Genomic DNA, 22,874 nt, shown 5'->3' with positions numbered 1-22,874 from the left:
GCCTCTATTTGATGCGGAAGGTTTTGGGCGCTTTCCGGTACACCAGGAGTAACGCCAATGCGATATACATAACCGTGAAGGCCAGCACGCCCAGCGTAAAGGCGCTCCCTTTCACCTTGATTTCCAGACACAGAAAGCAGAGCACATACATCATCACATTGATGGTGGAAAAGAACGGGTTTTTAATTTTCAGGCTTTCCGAATAAGGCTGGAAAATATAATACAGGCAGAGATGATGTGCCGTAAAAAGGACGGACAGCAATAAAATAGTGAGGCAGAACAGCAGCATATCCATGGTGAACACACTTGTGCCGGCCAGCAGGCAGAACAGGAACGCCGCCAGGCACAGAGCCGCCGCTATGACGCCGTCATAAAGGCAGACATGCAGCAGGCGGATGCGGAAGTTGTGCAGGATGGTATCCGGCCTCCGGTAAAAGGAATAATGCAGCATATCCTTGTCACAGTTGTAGAACATGGCGCGGCAGGCCTTGTCCGCCACGGTGAGAAAATACATGATGTAGACAAAGGAAGGCAGCAGCAGTGTCGTCAGGTTGGCGCTCAGTTTTACTGCGGCCTCCCGGTTGGTGACAAGCAGGAGGATGGATGCGGCAAATAAAGCCCCTACGATCAAAAGGCGATAGGATACCGGACGGATCAGCTGCCGCCTGTGTCTGGCAAAAAACAGGGAATTAAAGTACGCATAGCCCTGGTGGGAAGAGGAATGGGGCCTGATCGAGGAGGAAATTTCCACATCCTTTTCCCGGATTTCCACCTCCTTGAAAGAGGAGCCGGAGGAGGTTTTCAGCATGGTAGAAAGCAGAAAATTCAGGTCGATGGAGCGCGGCAGCTTCTTCCCGTATTCCCGGTAGCCGGCAGCGATGTAATAAAGGCCCGCACCGCCCAGGGCCAGATAGCAGGCGATCAGGACGGGATGAAGGAGGACGGCGGCTGCGGGGAAGGAAATCCCCAGAAAGGGGAGCAGATACCCTCCGGCAAGCCCGGTTCCGATAGCCGCCCAACTGCAAGCCATACTCCGGTTATATACCTTTCCCGTCCGGTCAAAGACAAACAGCTGAAAGGCTTCCCCCATCATCCGGAACGCGGCAAGCATAATCCAAAGGAAGATTCCCTGTAATACAGTGCCGCCCAGAAGCCCGGAAAAAAGGATAAGAAAGGGCAGGTAGCAGAGGAAAAAAGGGACGTATTTCAGAACCAGAGCCGCCCGTGTATAGCTGCGCGCATCCGTATGCATGTATTTGATAAGCGTGATTTTGTCCCTGGTTACAGTGAAAATCTGGCTGTCCCCGAAGGCACCCAGCAGACAGTTCAGGAAAAATAAGATCTGCACCATCAGGGAAAAAGAATCCTCCTGCAGGGAAGGCCGCTTCGCTATTAACATCTGTATGGGCAGCAGCACAAAGAAAAATAAGTACAGCGGCTTCCCGGCCAGATCGATAAGCTGGCGTATGAGAAAAGCCGCACAGGCCAGTATACGCTTCAACGGATAATGGGAATACAGAGAATCCGGTATCCATTTTCCGATAATCCAGAGCCGTTTCAGATAAAACAGAAAGCTGTTTACCCAAAGTGTGGTTCTCAAAGATATGATTTGCTTTATTATACTATTCATGGGCATTTTCATCCTTTAACAATTCAACAATCCGTTCTTCAAAATCCTTTTCCGTAAGCAGGGAATGATCAAGCTGCTGCAGACAGCCGTCGCTGAGCACCACAATCTCGTCGCAGAGATCCGTAGCCAGCTGCAGGATATGAGTGGAAAAAATAAGGATATGATCCTGCTTGATTTCCCGTAAAAGCTGCTTGATTTCCAGCGCCACCACCACATCAAAGGATGTGAGCGGTTCGTCCAGCAGGATGACGGGAGGCCGGGCGATAAGGAAACAAAGCATCTGGACTTTGTTTTTCATGCCGTGGGAATAGCCCTTTATCAGCTTATGTCTGTCCTGTTCCTCCATCTTTACCATATCGAAATATTCATCAATGGTTTTCTCCGGCGCTTTTTTCTCCTGATGGATATCCATGTAAAACCGGATAAACTCATAGCCGGTCAAAAAATCCGGCAGAACAGGAGTGGAAAATACATAGCCTACCTGCGAAGGTGTCAGAGGGCTGACACCGCCGTCCTCCTCCAGCAGGCAGACCTGTCCCCCGTCCGCCTGTACCTCATCGGTAAGACAGTTGAACAAAGTAGTTTTTCCGGCCCCGTTTCTTCCGAGAAGGCCATATATTTTCCCCTTTTCAAAGGAAAAACTGCAGTCCTTCAGCACAGTTTTCGAACCATAGTTTTTTTGGATGTGTTCCAATTGCAGTATCATCTGCGATCTCCTTTTCTTTTGAAAATAAACAAACAGGCACAGCCCGCATCCTGGTAAAGGGGCGGACTATGCCTGTATTTCCTGTTATGATGTATTACGCTGTAAAGCAGCCTGGTATAAGAGCTTGTACGGTCGGGCAGCGTCGCCGGCGGCGTCGTCCATAGCGGTATCCTTTCTTCCTCTTACTTATTAGTGAGAAGTCGGTTAAAATATTTTGTTTATTATAAGTAAAGATACTGAATTATACAAGATCTGTATTTATATTTTTACAAAATCTTTACAATCGCAGTCAGAAAGGTACCTGCGGCTGCCCCCACTTTTTATCTGCACACGAGGGGAATATTGGCATTGCTTAGGAAAGTGCAGGCATGGTAAAATGAAACAACGTGCAGGCGGGTATGCGCATTTACTGTATTGCTGTGAGAAAACGTGGTGCGGCGGGCCAAGGAGGAGGAGCATAGGGATGAAAGAGATTAACAGTTTTCAGGATTTTGTGAAGGAGCTGCGGGAGGCGGGATTTACGATTGGGGGAGAAAAGGGGGACGGTGTTTTTACTTTAAGTGACAGTTTCGGGGAGAAAATCGTCTGGCATACGGAGGATCCGGATACGGATCCCTGGGAATGGAGAATGCGGGTATTGGATGAATACAGGGATATTGCCTATGGAAAGTTGTTTTTTCATAAAAGCGGATATCTTACAAAAGAATGGTATCCTTATTTCCTGGCGGTGCGGCGTGGAAAAAAGGAGCTGCAGGAAGAATATGAGGAAGGCAATGTAAGCCTTATGGCAAAGCGGATTTATGATGTGCTGTGTGAGGAGAAGGAACTTCCGGTGCATCTGCTGAAGCAGTACGGCGGTTTTTCCGGTGAAGAGAAGTCCGGCTTTGAAAAAGCGGTTACGCAGCTCCAAATGGATTTTTATATTTCTATCTGCGGCAGGGCGAGGAAGCGTAACCGGAAGGGGGAGGAATACGGCTGGTCCTCCACGGTTTTCTGCCTGACGGAGAATCTGTTCGGGGAAGAGGTGTTTCAAAAAGCCGGGAAGCTGTCTTATGAAGAAGCCTTCCGGCAGATAGAAAAGCAGATCTATGCCCGGAATCCCCAGGCGAAAAGCGCGAAGGTGAAGAAATTTATAACAGGCTGACGGGAAGAAAGACGGTGTTTCAAACAGCGGGAGAACGTGTGTATGACAGGGATTTATTTCAGCGGGACAGGCAATACAAAATTCTGCGCGGAGGAGTTTCTGCGCTGCTATGACGGGAGCGGGCGTGCGGTTTCCATAGAGGATAACCAGGCGGAAACGCTTCTTTTGGAGGAAGAGGAGATTCTGCTGGCCTATCCGGTCTACGGCAGCGATCTTCCCCGTATCATGAAGGAGTTTCTGGAGAAACAGAAAGAGCACTTTGTCGGAAAACGGGTATTTATCCTTGCTACCATGGCGATGTTCAGCGGGGACGGGGCCGGCTGTGCGGCCAGGTTCCTGAAAAAACAGGGGGCAGTCATCCTCGGCGGGCTGCATGTGATCATGCCGGACTGTATCAGCGATGAGTTGGTGCTGACAAAAACGGATGAAGAAAACAGCCGCATCGTAAAGGCGGCCCGGCAAAAGCTGAAGCTGGCGGCACAGGCACTGCAGGAGGGAAGGCCGCCCGCCGACGGGCTGGGCTTTGGGGCACGAATGGCCGGGTTCCTGGTGCAGCGTATGTGGTTCGGACTTTTAGCCGGCCGTTGCACAGGAAAGCTGAAAATTAACGCGGATACATGTGTGGGCTGCGGAAAATGTGCCGCAGGCTGTCCCATGGAAAACCTGCGGATGGAAGAAGGAAAGGCGGAGGCGGGGAAGAACTGTACCCTGTGCTACCGCTGTGTCAACAGGTGCCCGGCACAGGCAATTACCCTGCTGGGGAAGCGGGTGGTGAAACAGAATGATATTGCAAAGTATGTGACGGGAGATGCGGAAGATTCCGGGAAGGCTTCCTTTCCGTTTGCCGGAAAAGAATAACAAGAACTGCCTCCCGGCTGATTCATTCCGGGAGGCAGTTCTTATTGTTAGAATAAAGCGGGCATCAGCCCGGCTTGGCGGAACGATTACGAAACAGGAGACGGATACTTATTACACCACCTGATACTTCGCCACATAAACCGGGAAGCTGTCCGTGCCTTTCAGTTTCTTATTGGCAGTAATAGTCACATCCTTATCGGATATGATATATTCCAGATCCGCCCCGGGTTCTATCACGGTATCCTGCATCAGGACACAGTTTTTCACTTTTGCCCCTTTTCCCACCTTCACACCGCGGAAGAGGATACTGTTTTCCACTTCCCCTTCAATGATACAGCCGTCAGCGGCCATGATATTATTCGCTTTGGCTCCTTCCATGTAGCGGGTAGGGTTGTCGTCACGGATTTTGGTATAAATATGGTTGCTTCCGAAAAGCGCATCCAGGTTATCCTCATCCAGAAGCTTCATATTCTCATCAAAGTAGCTTTTCATGCTGCTGATCCGCGCCAGATAGCCTTCGAATTTATAGGCCTGCACGTTCATCCGATCCAGCTGCGGCGCTACGATATCCCTTTCAAAATACACGTGGCCCCTGACAAAGGCGGCTCCCACCAGGCTGATCAGAAGCTCCCTGTCAATAATATAAATATTCATGGACAGATTCTGGATTCCCGGCGTCTCCGGATTGATCTGGATTTCCTTCACCCGTCCGTCCTCAATATCCAGCGTATAATAGAGATCCTTGTTCACATCAAAGGGCTTAATCAGTCCTTTTGGTATTTCCTCCTGTGCATAAGCCAGGGTGATATCCGCCCCGCTTTCGATATGGGCATTCAGCATCGCCTTGAAATCAAAGTTGGCAGCGATATTGGCTTCGGACATAATGACGTATTTTTCCTTCTGATCCTTCAGGAAATCCAGGATGCTCGCAAGCGCCTCCACACGGCCGTTATAGACCTTTACGGTTTTTTCCGCGAAGGGAGGGACAATGTTCAGCCCGCCGTTTTTCCGGGTTAAATCCCATGCCCGGCCGGATCCCAGATGATCCATAAGGGAATGATAATTCTTGCGGACGATAACGGAAACATTATCTATCCCGCCGTTCACCATGCTGGACAGGACAAAATCCACCATCCGGTAACGTCCCGCGAAAGGGATGGAAGCCATCAGGCGCTCCGCAACCAGTTCGGGAACCAGTGAATCATAGCTGTTTGGGAAAATGATGCCCAGTGCGTTTGCGTTGGAATTTACCATTCTTCTTCACCATCCTTTACATTATGTTCAACCATGGCGTCAGGGCCGATCACAGCTCCGTCACCGATATACACGCCGGATCCCACGGTAGCAACGCCCGCGGATTCATCCCGGGGCATGGCTCCCACTCTGGCGTTTTCACCGATAACCACATTTTCCGCAATGATACAGTGTTCCGCAACGGCACCGGCTTTGATGACGGTTCCGCCCATGATGACGGCATCCTCCACCCTGGCCCCGGGTTCCACGATAACGCCGGCAAACAGAACCGAATGCTTCACATGGCCGCCGATACGGCAGCCGTCCGTGATCATGGAGTTCTCCACCACGGCTTGGGATGAAATTTTGTGACCGGTCATACCGCTGTTCCTGCTGTAGATTTTCCAGTCGTCATCAAACAGATTAATTCCGCTGTGCTCCGGATCCAGGACCTCCATATTCGCTTCCCATAAAGAGGAGATAGTCCCCACATCCTTCCAATAGCCGCTGAAATGATAGGCATACATTTCCCTTCCGTCCCTCAGCAGGCTGGGAATAATATTGTTGCCGAAGTCGTTTTCGGAATTCGGATCCGCTTCATCCTCCATCAGGTATTTCTTGAGAACGTCCCAATTGAAAATATAGATACCCATGGAAGCCAGGTTTGATTTGGGATTTTGGGGCTTTTCCTGGAACTCGGTGATCTTGTCGTTCCCGTCGGCGACCATCAGGCCGAAGCGGGAGGCCTCCTCCCAGGGAACTTCCATTACGGCCACGCTGAATTCCGCGCCCTTTTCCTTATGGAACCGTAAAAAGTCGCTGTAATCCTGCTTGCAGATCTGGTCGCCGGAAAGGATGATGACATATTCCGGATTGTAGCGCTCGATAAATGGGATATTCTGATAAATAGCGTTTGCGGTACCCTTATACCAGTCGGATCCGGAAGCCTTCTGATAAGGCGGCAGGATATGTACCCCGCCGTGAAGACGATCCAGATCCCAGGGCTGTCCGTTGCCGATGTACTCATTGAGTACCATGGGCTGGTACTGGGTTAAAATACCCACCGTATCAATCCCGGAGTTAACGCAGTTGGACAGCGGAAAATCGATGATGCGGTATTTTCCGCCAAAAGGAACGGCAGGTTTAGCCAGTTTTTGCGTCAGGGCATATAATCGGGAGCCCTGCCCGCCGGCAAGAAGCATTGCAATCATTTCTTTTGCCATATGTGATTCCCCCTGTTTGTATGTTATGGTAAAAGTGTACCACAAAATGGAAAATTAGGACAGCCTTTTGTGCATAACAATCAAAAAAACTTTTGGCTTTAGGTAACCGCTCCGATTTTTTTACAGCCTTTCCGCTATATTTTTATTCCACAGGGCCACAAGCATGGAGAGGGCGGCTGTTGCGGCAAAGATGACCCACAGCCGGTGGGGCAGCCGTTCCAGAAGAAACCCGTATATCATCTGTCCGGCAGGCTGGGCGCAGGTGGACAGCGCGATGACCCAGGCAATGACTTTTCCGATCAGCGCGGTAGGGGTGGTGAGCTGGATATAGGACATGATCTGAATGGTGTACAGGGAGGCGAAGGCCATGATGATCAGGCCCGAAACCGCTATGACCGAATAGGCGGCATAAACCGGTATGCCTTCCTGAAGGACAGCCCCCATGGGAAGCAGCAGAAGGGAAGAAACAAACAGGAGCTTCCAGCTGCCCTGTATATTCAGTTTTTTGCTGAAGATCCCTGCGGCCATCCCGCCTGCAAGTCCGCCGCCAGCCATAGCGGCCTGCAGAAAACCGTACATTTCAGAGGCATTTCCCTGGGGGAAGAAAAGCACCTGCATAACGATCACCGGCAGGCTGATGATCATGAGGGCGGAAAGGAACAGATTTACAGCGGCACAGCATAAGGTAAGCTTGCCGATTTGCTTCTTTTCACGGGTGATAAACAGGATGCTGTCTTTTACATCTCCGGTAAGCTCCCGGAAAAGGGAACAGGTGCGCTCCTTCCGGGTGAAGGGGATATGGATGAATAGTTCCATGACGGCGGAAAGGAAAAAGCAGCCGGCGCATACATAAAGGATCGGGGTGATACCCCAAAGGCCATAGGCGATTCCGCCCAGGGCGGGACCCAGGAGGCCTGACAGGGAGGAAATCATATTGATGAGGGCGTTGGCAGGCATAATGGCTTCTTCCGTTACCAGCAAAGGGATGCTGGACTGTACGGAAGGCTGGTAAGCCCCGGAAATGCCGTACAATAAAAACAGCAGGACAAGGATGAGTCCGATCAGGCTCACCCGGCCGGAAAGGAGCTGGAAAGCGAGAACCAGCCCGGCTGTAAAGAAATCCAGGACTACCATGATATTCCTTTTGTTAACGCGGTCGGCAATCAGCCCGCCCACAGGAGACATGATCACAAGCGGCAGGAAGGACAAGCCGGATACAATCCCCAGCAGGGAAGGGGACTGGGTGACGGTTAGCAGGTGCAGGGGCAGGGCAAAGCGGATGACCGCATTTCCGAACAGGGAAATGATCTGCCCTATCATCACGAGATAAAAATCTTTGGAAAATCCTTTTTTCATAAAACCTCCATAACGGTAACTTTAGCTGACAGTTTGCGGTAAACAAATAAAAATACAAGGCCCATGATCAGGGTAAAGGCCAGAAGGCTGAAACCGCCGTACATACCTGCGGCCGCCATATTGGTCATGGGAGCGATGAGGATGAGCGCCGCTGCAATGACGGCGGTGGAGGATTTCCTCCGGAAACCGAACCATACGGCAACCAGGCAGATGCAGGATGCGAGCAGGGCAATGCTGAAGCTGACCAGAAAAAGATAGCCCAGATCAGCCGGGAGGAAGGCTTCCGGAAGTCCATGGAACATAGTGGAAAAAAACAGGGCGGTTGAAACCGACAGAAGGTTGCTCAGAAAGGTCCCCGCTGCGGTAAAAAGGAAAATAAGGGCTGTTTTGGCGGCGAAAAGCTGTCTGCGGCTGACCGGCCAGGAAAAGACCAGAAGCCTTTTTTTACCCAGGAATTCATCCAGGATAACTTTGGAACTCAAAACGGCTCCCAGCATGGCATAAGAAAAAAGGGTGACGCAGGATACCAGAAGGATCAGCGAGCGCCAGCCGGAGGTGAATTCCCGATCCGCCGCCCCTCGTTCCGATTCCGGAAGGAAGCAGAAAAGCAAGGCGATGAATATACCCAGCGCCAGCAGGCCCAGGGCTGTGCCCAGATAGGGAGCCGGATTGATTTTTTTCCATTCAAGACGTAACAGTTTCATTCCATGTCTCCTTTCATGGCAGCAAGCACTTCCTGCTCAAACTGCTCTTTACGGTTTCCCGGGTACTCTTCCATGACGAATTCTTTTTGGATCCGGCGGCCTGACAGGATACCTACGGTGTCGGCCATGGCGGAGATATCACTGAGGATATGGCTGGAAATCAACAGGGATTTCCCTTCCCCCGCCAGGCGGACAAAAAGGGAACGAAGTTCCTGGACACCCAGGGGATCCAGGCCGTTCATGGGTTCATCCAGAAGGAGGACGCGGGGATTGTGCAGCAGGGCACGGGCGATGGCAAGGCGCTGGCGCATACCGTAAGAAAAAGCGGAAACCGGTTTTTCCCGGATGCCTTCCAGGCCCACCTCCTGTAATACTCTGTTGATATCGCCTGTCTCCTGCGTAGGGTCCTGCTTCATATAAGCCTGCTGCAGCTTAAGGTTGTCTACGGCGGATAGATGCTCGTAGAATACCGGCATATCGATCAGGCTTCCCACCGTATGCTGGATAGATTCCCGGTTTTCCCAGACGGGTTTTCCCTGGATCCGTACTTCACCGATGTCGGGACAGAGAAAACCGGCTGACAGCTTCAGAAGGGTGGACTTGCCTGCGCCGTTTCTGCCGGCCAGGGCATAGATGGAGCCGTCTGGGACGGTGAGGGAACAGCCTTCCAGCACAGGTGCGGATGAATAGGCTTTGCTTATGTTCGTAATCGTTATCATAGATTCCTCCTTGCTTTTGATACCAACCGTTGGTATGTATAATTTTAAAAATAAGCTGCTCGCAAAGAGCAGTTATTTTTAAGGCTAAAGTTACCGGCGATCCTGGTTTTCCTGGTAGAGCGCCGCATATCTTTCCAGGGGTACAAACATTGCATCATCGATAATATCAAGACCGAATCCCCGGAGCATATGCTGGAAAAATTTCATTTTACGGATGAGTTCCGGGGCGTCGGAATGGTATACCAGGGGATTCAGCCAAAGGTTGCCGATGAGCATGAGCACTTCGGCCATTTCCCTGGGGTAGTCGGTCTGGATCGAACCGTCCGCGATTCCCTCTTCCAGTATGGGCTGGATCATGGCCGGCGCTTCCTGCTGTACGGAATTGCGCAGGTACAGGGCCAGAAGCTGGGGGTTATTCAGCATATCGGGAGCTGCGGCAAACAGCTCCTCCTGGGCGGAAGAATAGATGGAAGCCTGAAATATCATCCGCAGCTTTTCCAGGCCGCTGCGATCCGTCCTGCGGGCAATGGCATACATACTGTCCGTTGCACCGGCGTAGAGCTTATCCGCAACAGCATTCATGATCTCCTCCTTGGATTTGAAATGATGGTAAATGGCCCCTTTGCTCAAACCTCCCAGATTATTGATGATATCCTGGATGGAGGTCTGTTCGTAGCCTTTTTCCACAAACAGCCTTGAGGCTGTATCGATAATCAGATTGCGGGTTTCTTCCGGATATTTATTTCTTGCCATAAGAGCCTCCCTTTTTCACGGGACTTCTGTATTCGGAACCTTTTTTGTTTTCTGCTATATACATACTGTTGGTAGGTCTTATTATACATACTGATGGTATGTATGTCAATACCTGTTTTTTCCTGCTGTTTTCTGAGGTATCGTTACCAATTACAGTAAGGGTATGTTATAATCTATAGAAGGGCTTCCGGGGGCCGCTGCAGGCTCCGGATGATTACAAGGGGGAGAAACAGAACATTGGAGAGCAGGGAACATAAGAAAAGAATTAACAGAGTGGATGTGCAGGTCTTTATTATGACCATAGTGATAGTGGTTATTTCCTGCAGCCTGATATTCCTGATTAATTACGGGCTGTCTTATAACAGCATGATCGAGGATCTGAAACACAGGGCGTCCAATATCCATGATTATCTGGAAAAATATCTGGATGCGGAGATGTTTTATGAATTAAATGAAAAAGCGGATGACGAATCGGATCTGTATCAGAATTCCCGCCGAAGGCTTGAGAACGCCCGGAATGCGGCAGGGGTACGTTACCTGTATACCGCCAAGGTGACGGAAAAGGGCCAGTTTATTTATCTGGTGGACGGGCTTCCTGTAGACAGTGCAGATTTCCGTTATGTGGGGGATGCCATGGAAGCGGAATGTATTCCCGATATGAAGCGGGCTGTTGCGGGGGAAACGGTATTTCCCGATGAAATCAATAAAACGACCTGGGGGCCGGTATTTATCTCGTATTTTCCCATGCATGACGGGGATAAGGTAATCGGCGTTCTGGGAATAGAATTTGATGCCACCAGCCAATATAACACATACCGCCTTATGAAGATAACGACGCCTGTGGTCCTTCTTTTGTCCTGTATGGCAGCGGCCGTTATCGCTGTTCTGATGTTCCGCCGGATATCCAATCCTTTATATAAGGATCTATCCAACACGGACATGCTGACCGGCCTGAAAAACCGGAATGCGTTTGAGGTGGATCTCCATAACTGGGATCAGCATGCGGATAAAGCCGGCCTTGCTATCCTTTCCTTTGATTTGGATCATCTGAAGGATGTGAACGACCAATACGGCCATGCCAGGGGGGATGCGTATCTGATTCTCGGCAGTTCCGTCATAGAAGAAGCCCTCTATGGAAAATGTGTGCTATACCGTATCGGCGGAGATGAGTTCGTGGCGGTAATACAGAATGGAAAGCCGGAGGAGGTGGAGGGGATGCTCCGGGAAATCCGGGTTATGGCGGAACAGGAGAGCCGGAACCAGGGATTTGAGGTGAGCATTTCCGCGGGCTACGCCTTCTATGACTCCCGGCAGGATAAGACGCTGGCCGATACGCTCAGGCGTTCCGATGCGTGTATGTACCGGACGAAAAGAAGCCGGTGGAATGAAAAAACGGATAATGCGCCCGGGGATAAGGCTGATGGAGCCGGCGGGGAAGGAGGCGTATTTGGAAAAGATAGCGGATATTATAAATGAAAACTATGACAGGCATGTGAAACAGGTGCTGTTTTACAGGGACGGAGGAAGCCTGTCCTATACTGTGGAAACGGACAGAGGCACCTGTTTTCTGCGTATTGTCCGTCCCCAGCTGATGGATACGGCGCTGCAGGCCGTTGAGATACAGCTCTTTCTGATGCAAAAGAAGTTCCCCGTACCGCAGATTATATCCACGGCAAAAGGGGAGCCTTACCTACGGCAGGAGGAGAAAGGAAAGCCCTGTCTGTATATCCTCTATGAATATATCGAAGGCGGGGATCCGTCACCGGAGGACATGGAACAGGCGGGAGAGCTTACCGGCCGGCTTCATCAATGTATGGAGACGTATGGAGGAACGCTGCACGAACGGGATAAGTATTACTTCATTGACCGTTACCTGGACATTCTCCGTAAGAAGAAGTATCCCCGTGCGGATGCCTTTGAGGACTATGGGAATGCTGTCTGGGAAAAGGTTAAGCAGCTTCCCTGCGGCTATTGCCATGGTGATTTATACAGAAATAATATTTATAAAGCCAGTACCGGAGAGCTTTATATCCTGGACTTCGATACCTCCTGCAGAGCTTTTCCCGTATACGACATCGCATTATTTTGTAACGAAACGGATTATTTTACCTTCCGGGAGGATGCCATGGGGAAGACGGCGGACATGCTGGAACGGTTTCTGAAGGGTTATCAAAGGTACAAACGCGTGAGCCGGGAAGAGCAGGAAGCGGTATATGATCTGCTGGCCGTATATCATTTCCAGCTTCAGGCCACCATTATTGAAATTTACGGGCCGGACTGCGTTGACGATGCGTTCCTGGACAACCAGCTGGACTGGCTGCTGCGATGGAGGGCGCAATGGGATGCCCGGCGGGGACAGCGGACGGAAAACGAAGAGAAACAGGTACATTCATAAAAGAAAAAAGATAAGAAAAAGGAGCAAGCGTCATGGAAGAAATGAAAAAGATCAAACCGGGTGATTCTAATCATATTACAAGGGAATATTTTGATTCCCTGCTGCTGGAAATGCGTCATCTGGACGGCTCCCTGCCTGATACGAAGCTGGAGCTGTTCGGGGAACGCTTCTCCACACCGGTTATGACCGCCGCATTATCCCATCTGGACAATGTACGGGAAAACGGAATGGCCGTCATGGCGGAAGGTGCGCATCTGGCGGATGCGGTGAGCTGGGCCGGTATGGGAGATGAGGAAGAACTTGAAAAAATTACAGGAACAGGAGCCAGAACGGTTAAAATTATTAAGCCATATAAAGATAACGCTTATATTTTGAAAAGAATAGCCCATGCGGAAAAATGTGGTGCCATGGCTGTGGGTATGGATATGGATCATGCTTTCTCCGGTAACGGAAGCTATGATGTGGTGTGCGGCATGGAAATGCGGCCGAAGTCGGCGGAAGAACTGAAAGAGTTTGTCAGGGCGACCAGTCTGCCCTTTGTGGTAAAAGGGGTGCTCAGTGTGAAGGATGCGGTGAAGTGTCTGGAAGCAGGCGTAAAGGGCATCGTGGTATCCCATCATCACGGGATCATGGATTATGCCGTTCCTCCGCTGCTGATCCTTCCTGAGATAGTCCGGGCTGTGCAGAAGCAGATCCCCATATTTGTTGACTGCGGTGTCGAAAGCGGAGCGGACGTGTTTAAGGCATTGGCTCTTGGTGCGGATGCTGTTTGTGTGGGAAGGGCGCTGATGGATCCCCTTCGGGAGAACGGGGCACAGGGCGTGCGTGACAAGATGGTATCCCTTACCGAAGAACTGGCAGGGGTGATGGCAAGGACGGGGGCACCGGATTTGGCACATATTGATCCGTCTGTTATATGGAAAAGATAGTCTGTTTTTACACAAGGCGCCGCTCCTCATTCACAGGGCGGCGCCTTGTGTAAGGGAGGAAAACCTAATCGGCGGACATGGTTAAATCATATTTTCTACAAATGCCGAAAATGGACTTGACAATTATATAAGACAGTTGTAGAATACAAACATAGACAGCTGTCTTAAAGGAGTTGATACGATGAAACAGATGAAAAAATTACCGGACGCGGAGTTTGACATTATGAAAGTGGTATGGGCAAACGAGCCGCCTGTTACCACAAGCGTCATTATGGAGCAGCTTGGGAATGAAAAAGGCTGGAAAGCACAGACCGTCATTTCCCTTATGCTCCGGCTGACTGAGAGGGGGTTTTTAAGCACAGACAAAAGAGGTAAGGAGCGGGTGTATTATCCCCTCATAAGCAAGGACGATTACCTGAAGTTTGAGACGAGTAATTTTATGAAGCAGTACCACGACAATTCTTTCCTCGATCTTGTGAATACGCTGTATGCGGACAAAGCATTGACGGACAGGGATATTGACGAATTGCTCCAATGGGCAAAGAAACGGAGGGAATAGTATGAGGAGTTTTCTGGTTACGCTGCTGATATGCTCTGTTACCATGTCGGTGACCGCACTTTGTTACATGGCGGTAACTCCCCTTTTAGCAAAGCACTATTCTGTAAAAGTCCTCTATTATTCATGGCTTGTCGTTGTGCTGGGGCTGATTATTCCATTCCGGCCGAAATGCAGCAATGCCATTGTCAAAGTGAATATGCCGGACAGTACGGCCGGGCCGGTGGTCCGGATAGGGACAGGGGCGGCGGCCGCCCTCCCTGCATCCGGTCCTCATACCGTTTCTGCGGCTTTGCCCGTTGTACCCTGGTGGCAGATTACGGCGGCATTATGGCTGGCGGGTATGATATTATTTCTTGCTTGCCATATAATCAGGCATTACCGTTTTTTAAAGCTGGTGTCACGATGGAGTGATGACATCACCGACAACCGGACGCTGGCACTGTTCCAACGCTTAAAAACACAAATGGGCCTGTCCCGAGAAATAGGGCTGCAGACTTGCGAAAGCATCGGAAGCCCCATGATGACAGGTTTTGCAAAACCCCGCATCCTGCTGCCGGCGGCAGACTTCACCACAGAGGAGCTCCGTCTCATCCTCAGGCACGAACTTGTCCATTATAAACGGAAGGATCTTTGGTATAAAAGCCTGGTGCTGCTGGCAAATGCAGTCCACTGGTTTAATCCCGTTGTCTATCTGATGACACAGGCGGTTGACTGTCAATGTGAATTGTCCTGCGACGAGGAAGTGGTGCGCGGTACGGGGGCGGATACACGCCAATATTACTGTGAAACGATTATCGGCGTGATCCGATACCAATCGAAACAAAAAACAGCGTTATCAACCTATTTTTACAGAGGTAAAAAAGGAATGAAAGAAAGGATATTTTCAATTATGGATATGAATAAAAAGAAAACAGGGCTTTCCATCCTCTGCGGTGTGCTCACCCTGACTCTGGGTATGAGTTTTACTTTGGCGGCAAAGGCGGAGACACAGAAGCCTCCTGCATTGATTCAGGAAGACATAAAAGAGGATTTGGCATTTTCTTATGGACTTGTGCCGGATCCCCAAATCTATTCCCGGTATTCGGGTTTTGGAATCACCATCTCAGAGGATGGGCAGCATCTGTTATACAACGGGCAGAGAGTACGGCTCTTTGCCGATGAAGGTTCCAGGGAACAGGCCTTCTTTTCAGATGATACAGGGGAACTTGATCTGGCGGTTACCCGGAATGAGGACGGAAGCATAGCAGGGATTGAAAGCATATCAGCGGATAAGGCACAGAAATATCGTTCTGCTTTCTTTGCCGACGATGTGCGGGCCGCCTCAATCGCGCAGAATGCATCGGTAAGTAATGGCAGGGATACCGGAGGAAAAACAAAATACGATGCGTATCTGGCTTATGGAATCGAACTCTCTGCAGATGGAGAGACGTTGTATTATAACGGAGAACGTGTGAAGCTGCTTTTGGATATTCTTTCGGATGGTTCCGCTGAGACATATTGGACCGACGAAGCCGGAACGGCCAGTTTATCGGTAGTCAGGGCTTCCGACGGCCAGATAACAGGCATCGGGAGGATATCGGAGGAACAGGCACAGGAATACCGCGCCGCATTAGCTGCGCGCGAAAAGAAGGCATTGGATGGGTTGGAGGAAAGGGTGGAAAATCAGATGAAAGAGATGTTTCCGGAGTAGTGATTGGCCCGATCGGCGTTTCTGTCCGGGCAGACGGGGGAAAACAGAATAACCGGTAAAGGATTCCGGTACCGTTGGGGCAGCTCCGGCTGTCATGACGGTACCGGAGTCTTTTTGTGTGTACCGGGAAGGACACCGTGGGGGAGATATCTTTGAAAGTGTTCACAAATTATTCATAATTAAGTTACACATTGTTCATTTGCCTTGGAGCGGACTTCAGGGAATAAAATAGATCCTACAGTCAGCGTATGCGGTCAGGGCAGGGGCTGCTGGTCACGGAGTGAACAGTAACGGGCAGGGAATTTATTTATTACATTACCGACTCTGTCTATTGACGCAGGAGCGAAATTGCCTGTATACTTATTGATTGGGACCTGTAAGAAAACGGTATTCCAAGAATACCGGGTAGCAAACGATATGCATGTAAAGGTTATACATGCAGACGAGGTGCATACGAAATCGCCCAAGGCGGAGGGGTTCCGACAGAGAGTGAGATACAATGTAACAGTCCGTTTTTTTCTCATATATGCAAAACCCATGTAAAATGCCTGCGGCGTTTGTGGTTTGCATATCCGGATCAAAAACGTTCGGTGCCGCAGTAAATACACGGAACTGCCGGATAGTTACGATAATACCTATTGTTTTATGAATATATAACAGAATGCAGCAGATGCCACGGAGGCGTCGGGTTCCTTAAGGGAAGCGGACTTTCAAGGCGTCTGTCTTTTTTTGCAAGGGGCAGTCACGGGCCGCAGGACGGGAAGAAACGGCCGGTGCTTCTGCCGGAAAGGGGCAGGCAGAAAACAGGAGGAGATTCCAGTGAGGAAAAAGAGAGTAACAGCATTGCTATGCGCCGTAGTATTCGCGGCGGCCGGACTTACGGGCTGCCAGGGAACGGAGGCGCCGGCGGCGGTGCAGACAGATGCGGCGGAAAAGGAAAGTGCGGCAGCCGGCGGCACGGAGGGTACAAAAGAAGCTGTTTCGGACAGCGTAATTGTAACGATGCCCTCCACTTCGGAGCCGGAAGCCGGTTTTAACCCCGTATACGGCTGGGGGGCCGGTGAGCATGTGCATGAGCCGCTGATCCAGAGTACCCTTACTACCACTACGGCGGATTTGAAGATAGGCAGGGATCTTGCCACGGATTATTCCGTAAGCGAGGACGGACTGACCTGGACGGTGACCATACGGGACGATGTGAAATTTACGGACGGAGAGCCTTTGACGGCATCCGACGTAGCCTTTACCTATAACCTTTGTGTGGAGAACAGCAGTGTCAATGATTTTACCATGCTGAAGGAAGCGGTGGCGGTGGACGGCACCACGGTGGAATTCCATATGAATACGCCTTTTTCCATCTGGCCCTATACCATGGCGATTGTGGGGATTGTGCCGGAGCACGCCTACGATGAGAACTACGGACAAAACCCCATCGGGTCGGGACGTTATATTATGAAGCAGTGGGACAAGGGGCAGCAGGTGATTTTTGAAGCAAATCCCGATTATTATGGGGATGAGGTGAAGATGAAGAAGCTGACCGTTCTGTTTATGGACGAGGATGCGGCACTGGCGGCGGCCATGGCGGGCCAGGTCGATGTGGCGCATACGGCGGCTTCCTATGCCGATCAGGTAATAGACGGCTACGGCCTTCTCCGGGTGGCGAGCGTGGACAACAGAGGGATCAATCTTCCTGTGGATCCGCCGGGCGAACGGGACGGCAGGCCGGCGGGAAATGCGGTGACCTCTGCTATTGCCATACGCCGTGCCATAAATATAGGAATTGACAGAGAAGAAATGATCGCCAACGTATTGGGCGGTTACGGGACACCCGCTTACAGTGTGTGTGATAAAATGCCCTGGTATAATGCCGCAGGGCAGGTGGAATACGATCCGGAGGGGGCAGTAAAACTTCTGGAGGATGCCGGCTGGATACCGGGAGCGGATGGGATCCGGGAAAAGGATGGGATCCGGGCGGCTTTTACCGTGATGTACACCCCCGGGGATTCCGTCCGCCAGGCGTTGGCGGAGGATCTGGCAAACCAGTGTGCCGGGCTTGGCATAGAAGTGACGACAGAAGGCGCAGGATGGGATGTGGCCTATGATAAGGCATTGACCCAGCCGCTTGTCTGGGGATGGGGGGCGCATACGCCTATGGAGCTGTACAATATTTACCATACCCAGCCGGATACGGGAAGCGCCGAATATTCTCCCTATACCAACAGTGCCGTGGATTCGTACATGGAAGAAGCGCTGAAGGCAACGGATCTGGAGGCGTCCTACGAGCTGTGGCAGAAAGCCCAGTGGGACGGGACCACAGGTGTGACGCAGGAAGGGGATATCCCCTGGGTATGGCTGTGCAATGTGGATCATTTATATTATGTAAGAAACGGCCTGCAGGTGGCGGAACAGAAAATACATCCCCACGGGCACGGCTGGTCCATTGTAAATAATGTCGATCAATGGGAGTGGGACGGACAGTGAAGAGGAACCTTTTCATCAGAACGATGACCGGAAAATTCATACGGATGCTTTTGCTGCTGCTGACAGTCAGTATCCTGACCTTTACCCTGGTGAGCATGTCACCTATCGATCCGCTTCAGGCCAACGTGGGGCAGGCGGCGCTGGGGGCTATGAGTCAGGAGCAGAAGGAGAAGCTGGAGGAATACTGGGGGGTGAATATCCCCCCGGTACGCCGGTTTATAAACTGGGCATCCGATTTTGTAAGAGGGGATATGGGAACCTCCCTTCTTTACCGTCAGCCGGTGTCCCGCGTCATCGGTGTGAAGCTTTCCAATTCCCTGTTTCTCATGGTGATAGCCTGGCTGCTGTCCGGTATACTGGGGGTGGTGCTGGGGGTTTTGGCCGGTGTGTTCCGGGGAAGCTGGGCGGATCGGCTGATAAAGGGATATTCCCTCCTGATATCCAGCACACCGGTTTTCTGGCTGGCTCTTTTACTCCTTCTTGTTTTCGCCGTATGGCTGAAAGTCCTCCCTATCGGGCTGAGCGTGCCTATCGGCGTGGAGAGTGCGGGCGTTACCTTTCTGGATCGGGTGCGGCATGCTATTTTGCCTGCAGTTACCCTGAGCATTACCGGTGTGGCGGGAGTGACGCTGCACACCAGGGAAAAAATGATCGATGTGATGGAAAGCGACTATATGCTGTTTGCCAGAGCCAGGGGAGAACGTACGTGGACCATGGTGAAAAGGCACGGCCTCAGGAATATCCTTCTTCCAGCCATGACGCTGCAGTTTGCTTCCGTCAGTGAAATTATAGGAGGTTCCGTCCTGGTGGAACAGGTTTTTTCCTTTCCCGGGCTGGGACAGGCGGCGGTAACGGCAGGGACCGGCAGCGATGTCCCCCTTCTGCTGGGAATCACCGTCGTAACGGCGGCTATTGTTTTCTGCGGTAATTTTGTGGCGGATCTCCTCTATGGCCTCATCGATCCCCGTATGCAAAAGGGAGGGGAAGAGTCATGAACCATAGGAAGAAAACAATCCTGATTTTCATCCTGGCGATTCTGTTTCTGGGAGCGGTGACTCTGTCCGGGCTTTTTTGCTATGACGGGGCGAGAAAAACAGATTTTTCCGTAAAGAATCTCATGCCGCAGCTTATGTATCCTTTTGGGACAGACTGGATGGGGCGGGATATGCTGGCCCGGACCCTTACGGGACTGTCCCTGAGCATCCGTATCGGGCTGTGTACGGCCGGAATCAGCGCGGTGCTGGCCCTGACGCTGGGAATCATGTCCGCCCTGCTGGGCAAAAGGGTGGATGCGGTCATTTCCTTTCTGATCGATACGCTTATGGGGATTCCCCATATCCTTTTGCTGCTGCTCATTTCCTATGCCTTCGGAAAAGGCTTTAAGGGTGTGGTCCTGGGGGTAGCGCTGACTCACTGGCCTTCCCTTGCCCGGGTTATCCGGGGGGAGGTGATGCAGCTGAAGGAAAGCGAATATATCCAAATCGCATTACGGCTGGGGCAGAGCCGGCTGCGGATCGCCTGGCGCCATATGGTGCCCCATCTGTTCCCGCAGTTTGTGACGGGCCTGATTCTGATGTTTCCCCATGCTATTCTTCATGAGGCAAGCATCACCTTTCTGGGCTTCGGGCTTTCCTCCGAACAGCCGGCGATAGGTATTATTCTGTCGGAGAGCATGCGTTACCTGATCACCGGAAAATGGTGGCTGGCGTTGCTGCCCGGCCTCATGCTGGTTATGACGGTGGCATTGTTTTATATTGCAGGGAATTCCCTGCGCAGCGTTCTGGATCCATCCAGCGCACAGGAGTAAGAAGGCAGATGCACTTTGGAAATGATCGGTAAACGGTATGTTATCTTATATTACAATGCTTTATAAACGGTTATGCGCTGCTGGATGATGCAGGGCTGTGCGCCTTTGGCAGGCAAGCCCATTTATGACAGGAAGCCCGTCTGAACGGGCCGGGAGAGTGAATATGAGCTGTGGTAATAAATTTCATATCCTGGAAATCCGGGATCTTTCCATATCCTTCCGCCAATATGAAAAAGGGACAAAACAGGTGGAACTGCCGGTTATATCCCGGCTGAATGTGACGGTGCATGAGGGAGAGATTGTGGCGGTGGTGGGATCCAGCGGATCGGGAAAAAGCCTTCTGGCCCATGCGATCCTGGGGCTGCTGCCGGCGAATGCCGCATGCAGCGGGGATTTCTTCTTTTTGCAGGAGCCTCTTACCCCGGAGCGTATGGGACAGCTGCGGGGGAAGGAGATCGCCCTGGTCCCCCAGAGCGTCACTTATCTGGATCCTTTGATGAAGGTGGGAAAACAGGTAAGAAGGGGACGCGGCGACAGGAACACTGTCGGCCGGCAGCGTGAGCTTTTCGCACAATACGGTCTTTCCCGGGAGGTGGAGGAAAAATATCCCTTTGCCTGTTCGGGCGGGATGAGCAGGCGTATTCTGCTGGCAACGGCCCTGATGGAACATCCCAGGCTGATTATCGCCGATGAGCCGACTCCCGGTATGGAGCTGTCCCTGGCCCGGAAGGCCATGGAGGATTTCCGCAGGTTTGCAGATGACGGAAACGGTGTTCTGCTGATCACCCACGATATAGAGCTGGCGTTACAGGTGGCGGACCGCATTGCCGTTTTTTATGCGGGCACAACCGTGGAAGAAGCGCTGGTGAGCGATTTTGAATCGGAAGAACTGCTTCGCCATCCGTATACAAAGGCTCTGTGGAGGGCGATGCCGCGAAACGGGTTTCAGCCTATAAGCGGGGTACAGCCCTATGTAAAGGATTTGCCGAGGGGCTGTGTGTTCGGCCCCCGGTGTCCTGCTTTTTCACCGGAATGCGAAGGGGAGATACCGGAGCGGGTGATACGCTGCGGCACGGTACGCTGCATCAAATGCGGGGAGGATTCCTCCCATCACCATCACGGAGGGAAGGAGGCGCATGGATATGCTGGAGGCTGAAGATATTGTTTTTTCTTATAAAAATAAGGAAAAGCCGGTGCTGGATCACGTGAGCCTTTCGGTGGAACCGGGGGAACGGGTGGGGGTGCTCGGTCCCAGCGGATATGGAAAAACCACGCTGATGAAAATCCTTGCGGGCTATCTGAAGCCGGATGCCGGCAGAGTGCTTCTGGACGGAAAACCGCTGTTTGAAAAAGGAGGTTTTCCGGGACGCATATTTGGAGGCAACCAGGGCTGCAGCGAGATCTACTGCCGGGGTTGTAGCTCCCGCTACTGCCCTGTGCAGATGGTCTGGCAGCATCCGGAAAGGGCGGTGAATCCCCGGCTTACGCTGGGGGAGACGCTGAAAGAGGCGGATCGGATTGACCGGCAGCTGGAGATTGGCCTGGGTATTGAAGAGGATTGGAAAACCCGGTATCCCCGGGAACTGTCGGGGGGAGAGCTGCAGAGATTCTGCATTGCCAGGGCATTGGGACAGAGAACCAGATATCTGATCGCGGATGAAATCAGTACCATGCTCGACATGATTACCCAGGGACAGATATGGAATTTCCTGATCGAGGAAACATCCAAACGTAACATAGGAATGCTGGTGGTCAGCCATAGCAGGGAACTGCTGGATTACATCTGCACAAGGCAGATAACGCTTTAATCCGGGGTACCGCAGCCCGGAGGGAAAGGAAGGACAGAATGGATACACAGGAAATATTACTGCAATATAAAAACGGGCAGATGTCGTTGGAGGAGGCGGAAGCATATCTGAAGCGGCAGCCCTTTGAGGAAATGGGCTATGCCAAACTGGATTCCCACAGAAAACTGCGCTCCGGGTTTGCGGAAGTGATTTTCTGCAGCGGGAAAGCGGATCTCCACCTTCTGGAGATTTTCAGGCGCCTTTATGAGGAAGAAGGAGAGGTGCTGGGGACGAGAGCGTCACTTCACCAGTATGAACTGCTTAAGAAGGAATTTCCACAGACACAGTATGATGAAATCGCAGGGATTATCAAGATAGAAAAAGAGGGCAAGAAGAAAATCGGCAAGATAGCGGTGTGCACGGCGGGTACCGCAGATATCCCGGTAGCGGAGGAGGCGGCCCAGACCGCGGAGTTTTTCGGATCCTGTGTGGAGCGTATTTATGATGTGGGAGTGAGCGGCATCCATCGCCTGATGTCCAGGCTGGATGTCATTCAAAGCGCCAACTGTGTGGTGGCGGTGGCAGGTATGGAAGGGGCCCTTGCCAGTGTGATCGGCGGCCTGGTAAGCAACCCGGTGCTCGCGGTTCCCACCTCTGTGGGATATGGTGCGAATATGCACGGATTATCCGCCCTTCTGACGATGATCAATTCCTGTGCCAATGGAATCGCGGTGCTGAATATCGACAACGGCTACGGCGCCGGGTATATGGCTACACAGATAAACCGTCTTGCAGAAAAAAATGCATAACGGTTCTTCAGGCCATCGCGTTTACTGCGCGGACTGTAAGAAAGTGATTCAGGAGTGCATAAATACAAAAAATGAAGCTGGAGAGGAGACA

The 22,874-nt window shown here is 51.6% G+C and carries 21 protein-coding genes; 13 read left to right on the top strand and 8 right to left on the bottom strand.

What is annotated here, in order from left to right; all coding sequences use genetic code 11:
• Positions 1–4 precede the first annotated feature (4 nt).
• Complete coding sequence (locus DXA36_RS11050) at positions 5–1,630, bottom strand: hypothetical protein (RefSeq protein ID WP_243114620.1); 1,626 nt, start codon at positions 1,628–1,630, stop codon at positions 5–7.
• Positions 1,623–2,336 carry an ABC transporter ATP-binding protein gene (locus tag DXA36_RS11045; protein ID WP_118679095.1) on the bottom strand — a complete coding sequence of 238 codons (714 nt, stop codon included), beginning with the start codon at positions 2,334–2,336 and terminating at the stop codon, positions 1,623–1,625. The genes DXA36_RS11050 and DXA36_RS11045 overlap by 8 nt, the downstream gene beginning before the upstream one ends.
• A gap of 463 nt (positions 2,337–2,799) precedes the next feature.
• Here DXA36_RS11045 and DXA36_RS11040 point away from each other — a divergent pair, with 463 nt between their 5' ends.
• Positions 2,800–3,480, top strand: a complete 681-nt coding sequence (locus tag DXA36_RS11040) for an AlkZ-related protein (RefSeq protein WP_118679093.1) — start codon at positions 2,800–2,802, stop codon at positions 3,478–3,480.
• A gap of 42 nt (positions 3,481–3,522) precedes the next feature.
• A complete protein-coding gene (locus tag DXA36_RS11035) occupies positions 3,523–4,338 on the top strand; it encodes an EFR1 family ferrodoxin (RefSeq protein WP_118679091.1) in 816 nt (271 codons plus the stop codon).
• A 111-nt stretch (positions 4,339–4,449) separates the two neighbouring features.
• Here the strand turns inward: DXA36_RS11035 and glgD are convergent, their stop codons facing one another.
• From glgD to DXA36_RS11005, 6 genes are all read right to left on the bottom strand, one after another.
• The gene (gene glgD / locus DXA36_RS11030; RefSeq protein ID WP_118679089.1) at positions 4,450–5,592 is read right to left on the bottom strand and encodes a glucose-1-phosphate adenylyltransferase subunit GlgD; all 1,143 of its coding nucleotides are present in this window, start codon (positions 5,590–5,592) and stop codon (positions 4,450–4,452) included.
• Positions 5,586–6,794, bottom strand: coding sequence for a glucose-1-phosphate adenylyltransferase (locus DXA36_RS11025; RefSeq protein ID WP_118679087.1), 1,209 nt, complete (start codon positions 6,792–6,794; stop codon positions 5,586–5,588). Before DXA36_RS11025 ends, glgD begins: the two co-directional genes overlap by 7 nt.
• A 120-nt stretch (positions 6,795–6,914) precedes the next feature.
• Positions 6,915–8,150, bottom strand: coding sequence for an MFS transporter (locus DXA36_RS11020; protein WP_118679085.1), 1,236 nt, complete (start codon positions 8,148–8,150; stop codon positions 6,915–6,917).
• Positions 8,147–8,854, bottom strand: coding sequence for an ABC transporter permease (locus DXA36_RS11015; protein ID WP_118679083.1), 708 nt, complete (start codon positions 8,852–8,854; stop codon positions 8,147–8,149). The genes DXA36_RS11020 and DXA36_RS11015 overlap by 4 nt, the downstream gene beginning before the upstream one ends.
• Positions 8,851–9,573 (bottom strand): ABC transporter ATP-binding protein, encoded by a 723-nt coding sequence (locus DXA36_RS11010; protein WP_118679081.1) that lies wholly within the window; start codon positions 9,571–9,573, stop codon positions 8,851–8,853. Before DXA36_RS11010 ends, DXA36_RS11015 begins: the two co-directional genes overlap by 4 nt.
• 90 nt (positions 9,574–9,663) lie before the next feature.
• Positions 9,664–10,326, bottom strand: coding sequence for a TetR/AcrR family transcriptional regulator (locus DXA36_RS11005; protein WP_118679079.1), 663 nt, complete (start codon positions 10,324–10,326; stop codon positions 9,664–9,666).
• 237 nt (positions 10,327–10,563) lie between these two features.
• Between DXA36_RS11005 and DXA36_RS11000 the strand changes: the two genes are divergently transcribed.
• From DXA36_RS11000 to larB, 11 genes are all read left to right on the top strand, one after another.
• A complete protein-coding gene (locus DXA36_RS11000; protein ID WP_182479013.1) occupies positions 10,564–11,802 on the top strand; it encodes a GGDEF domain-containing protein in 1,239 nt (412 codons plus the stop codon).
• On the top strand, positions 11,774–12,721 hold the full coding sequence (locus DXA36_RS10995; RefSeq protein ID WP_243114619.1) for a phosphotransferase: 948 nt from the start codon (positions 11,774–11,776) through the stop codon (positions 12,719–12,721). Before DXA36_RS11000 ends, DXA36_RS10995 begins: the two co-directional genes overlap by 29 nt.
• A 32-nt stretch (positions 12,722–12,753) precedes the next feature.
• Positions 12,754–13,650: an alpha-hydroxy acid oxidase gene (locus DXA36_RS10990; protein WP_118679073.1), complete on the top strand. Its 897-nt coding sequence runs from the start codon at positions 12,754–12,756 to the stop codon at positions 13,648–13,650.
• A 181-nt stretch (positions 13,651–13,831) separates the two neighbouring features.
• Positions 13,832–14,209 (top strand): BlaI/MecI/CopY family transcriptional regulator, encoded by a 378-nt coding sequence (locus DXA36_RS10985; protein ID WP_118679071.1) that lies wholly within the window; start codon positions 13,832–13,834, stop codon positions 14,207–14,209.
• Between the two features lies 1 nt (position 14,210).
• Positions 14,211–15,899: a M56 family metallopeptidase gene (locus DXA36_RS10980; RefSeq protein ID WP_118679069.1), complete on the top strand. Its 1,689-nt coding sequence runs from the start codon at positions 14,211–14,213 to the stop codon at positions 15,897–15,899.
• Between the two features lie 819 nt (positions 15,900–16,718).
• Positions 16,719–18,380 (top strand): ABC transporter substrate-binding protein, encoded by a 1,662-nt coding sequence (locus DXA36_RS10970; RefSeq protein ID WP_118679306.1) that lies wholly within the window; start codon positions 16,719–16,721, stop codon positions 18,378–18,380.
• 23 nt (positions 18,381–18,403) lie between these two features.
• Positions 18,404–19,375: an ABC transporter permease gene (locus DXA36_RS10965; RefSeq protein WP_118679065.1), complete on the top strand. Its 972-nt coding sequence runs from the start codon at positions 18,404–18,406 to the stop codon at positions 19,373–19,375.
• A complete protein-coding gene (locus tag DXA36_RS10960) occupies positions 19,372–20,187 on the top strand; it encodes an ABC transporter permease (RefSeq protein WP_118679063.1) in 816 nt (271 codons plus the stop codon). The genes DXA36_RS10965 and DXA36_RS10960 overlap by 4 nt, the downstream gene beginning before the upstream one ends.
• 163 nt (positions 20,188–20,350) lie before the next feature.
• On the top strand, positions 20,351–21,343 hold the full coding sequence (locus tag DXA36_RS10955; RefSeq protein ID WP_118679302.1) for an oligopeptide/dipeptide ABC transporter ATP-binding protein: 993 nt from the start codon (positions 20,351–20,353) through the stop codon (positions 21,341–21,343).
• Positions 21,324–21,995, top strand: coding sequence for an ABC transporter ATP-binding protein (locus DXA36_RS10950; protein ID WP_412250233.1), 672 nt, complete (start codon positions 21,324–21,326; stop codon positions 21,993–21,995). The genes DXA36_RS10955 and DXA36_RS10950 overlap by 20 nt, the downstream gene beginning before the upstream one ends.
• 38 nt (positions 21,996–22,033) lie before the next feature.
• Positions 22,034–22,783, top strand: a complete 750-nt coding sequence (gene larB / locus DXA36_RS10945) for a nickel pincer cofactor biosynthesis protein LarB (protein WP_118679061.1) — start codon at positions 22,034–22,036, stop codon at positions 22,781–22,783.
• The last annotated feature ends 91 nt before the right edge of the window (positions 22,784–22,874 follow it).

The sequence above is a fragment of the Eisenbergiella sp. OF01-20 genome (assembly GCF_003478085.1).
In the GTDB taxonomy this organism is placed as follows: Bacteria; Bacillota; Clostridia; order Lachnospirales; family Lachnospiraceae; genus Eisenbergiella.
The sequence above is the reverse complement of the archived record's forward strand: the minus strand, read 5'-3'. Positions and strand labels throughout refer to the sequence as shown.

Bases quoted from the DNA above. Each gene is read 5' to 3' on its own strand.
- DXA36_RS11050 (WP_243114620.1), bottom strand. From the start codon at position 1,630: ATGAATAGTATAATAAAGCAAATCATATCTTTGAGAACCACACTTTGG.
- DXA36_RS11045 (WP_118679095.1), bottom strand. From the start codon at position 2,336: ATGATACTGCAATTGGAACACATCCAAAAAAACTATGGTTCGAAAACT.
- DXA36_RS11040 (WP_118679093.1), top strand. From the start codon at position 2,800: ATGAAAGAGATTAACAGTTTTCAGGATTTTGTGAAGGAGCTGCGGGAG.
- DXA36_RS11035 (WP_118679091.1), top strand. From the start codon at position 3,523: ATGACAGGGATTTATTTCAGCGGGACAGGCAATACAAAATTCTGCGCG.
- glgD (WP_118679089.1), bottom strand. From the start codon at position 5,592: ATGGTAAATTCCAACGCAAACGCACTGGGCATCATTTTCCCAAACAGC.
- DXA36_RS11025 (WP_118679087.1), bottom strand. From the start codon at position 6,794: ATGGCAAAAGAAATGATTGCAATGCTTCTTGCCGGCGGGCAGGGCTCC.
- DXA36_RS11020 (WP_118679085.1), bottom strand. From the start codon at position 8,150: ATGAAAAAAGGATTTTCCAAAGATTTTTATCTCGTGATGATAGGGCAG.
- DXA36_RS11015 (WP_118679083.1), bottom strand. From the start codon at position 8,854: ATGAAACTGTTACGTCTTGAATGGAAAAAAATCAATCCGGCTCCCTAT.
- DXA36_RS11010 (WP_118679081.1), bottom strand. From the start codon at position 9,573: ATGATAACGATTACGAACATAAGCAAAGCCTATTCATCCGCACCTGTG.
- DXA36_RS11005 (WP_118679079.1), bottom strand. From the start codon at position 10,326: ATGGCAAGAAATAAATATCCGGAAGAAACCCGCAATCTGATTATCGAT.
- DXA36_RS10990 (WP_118679073.1), top strand. From the start codon at position 12,754: ATGGAAGAAATGAAAAAGATCAAACCGGGTGATTCTAATCATATTACA.
- DXA36_RS10985 (WP_118679071.1), top strand. From the start codon at position 13,832: ATGAAACAGATGAAAAAATTACCGGACGCGGAGTTTGACATTATGAAA.
- DXA36_RS10980 (WP_118679069.1), top strand. From the start codon at position 14,211: ATGAGGAGTTTTCTGGTTACGCTGCTGATATGCTCTGTTACCATGTCG.
- DXA36_RS10965 (WP_118679065.1), top strand. From the start codon at position 18,404: ATGACCGGAAAATTCATACGGATGCTTTTGCTGCTGCTGACAGTCAGT.
- DXA36_RS10960 (WP_118679063.1), top strand. From the start codon at position 19,372: ATGAACCATAGGAAGAAAACAATCCTGATTTTCATCCTGGCGATTCTG.
- DXA36_RS10955 (WP_118679302.1), top strand. From the start codon at position 20,351: ATGAGCTGTGGTAATAAATTTCATATCCTGGAAATCCGGGATCTTTCC.
- DXA36_RS10950 (WP_412250233.1), top strand. From the start codon at position 21,324: ATGGATATGCTGGAGGCTGAAGATATTGTTTTTTCTTATAAAAATAAG.
- larB (WP_118679061.1), top strand. From the start codon at position 22,034: ATGGATACACAGGAAATATTACTGCAATATAAAAACGGGCAGATGTCG.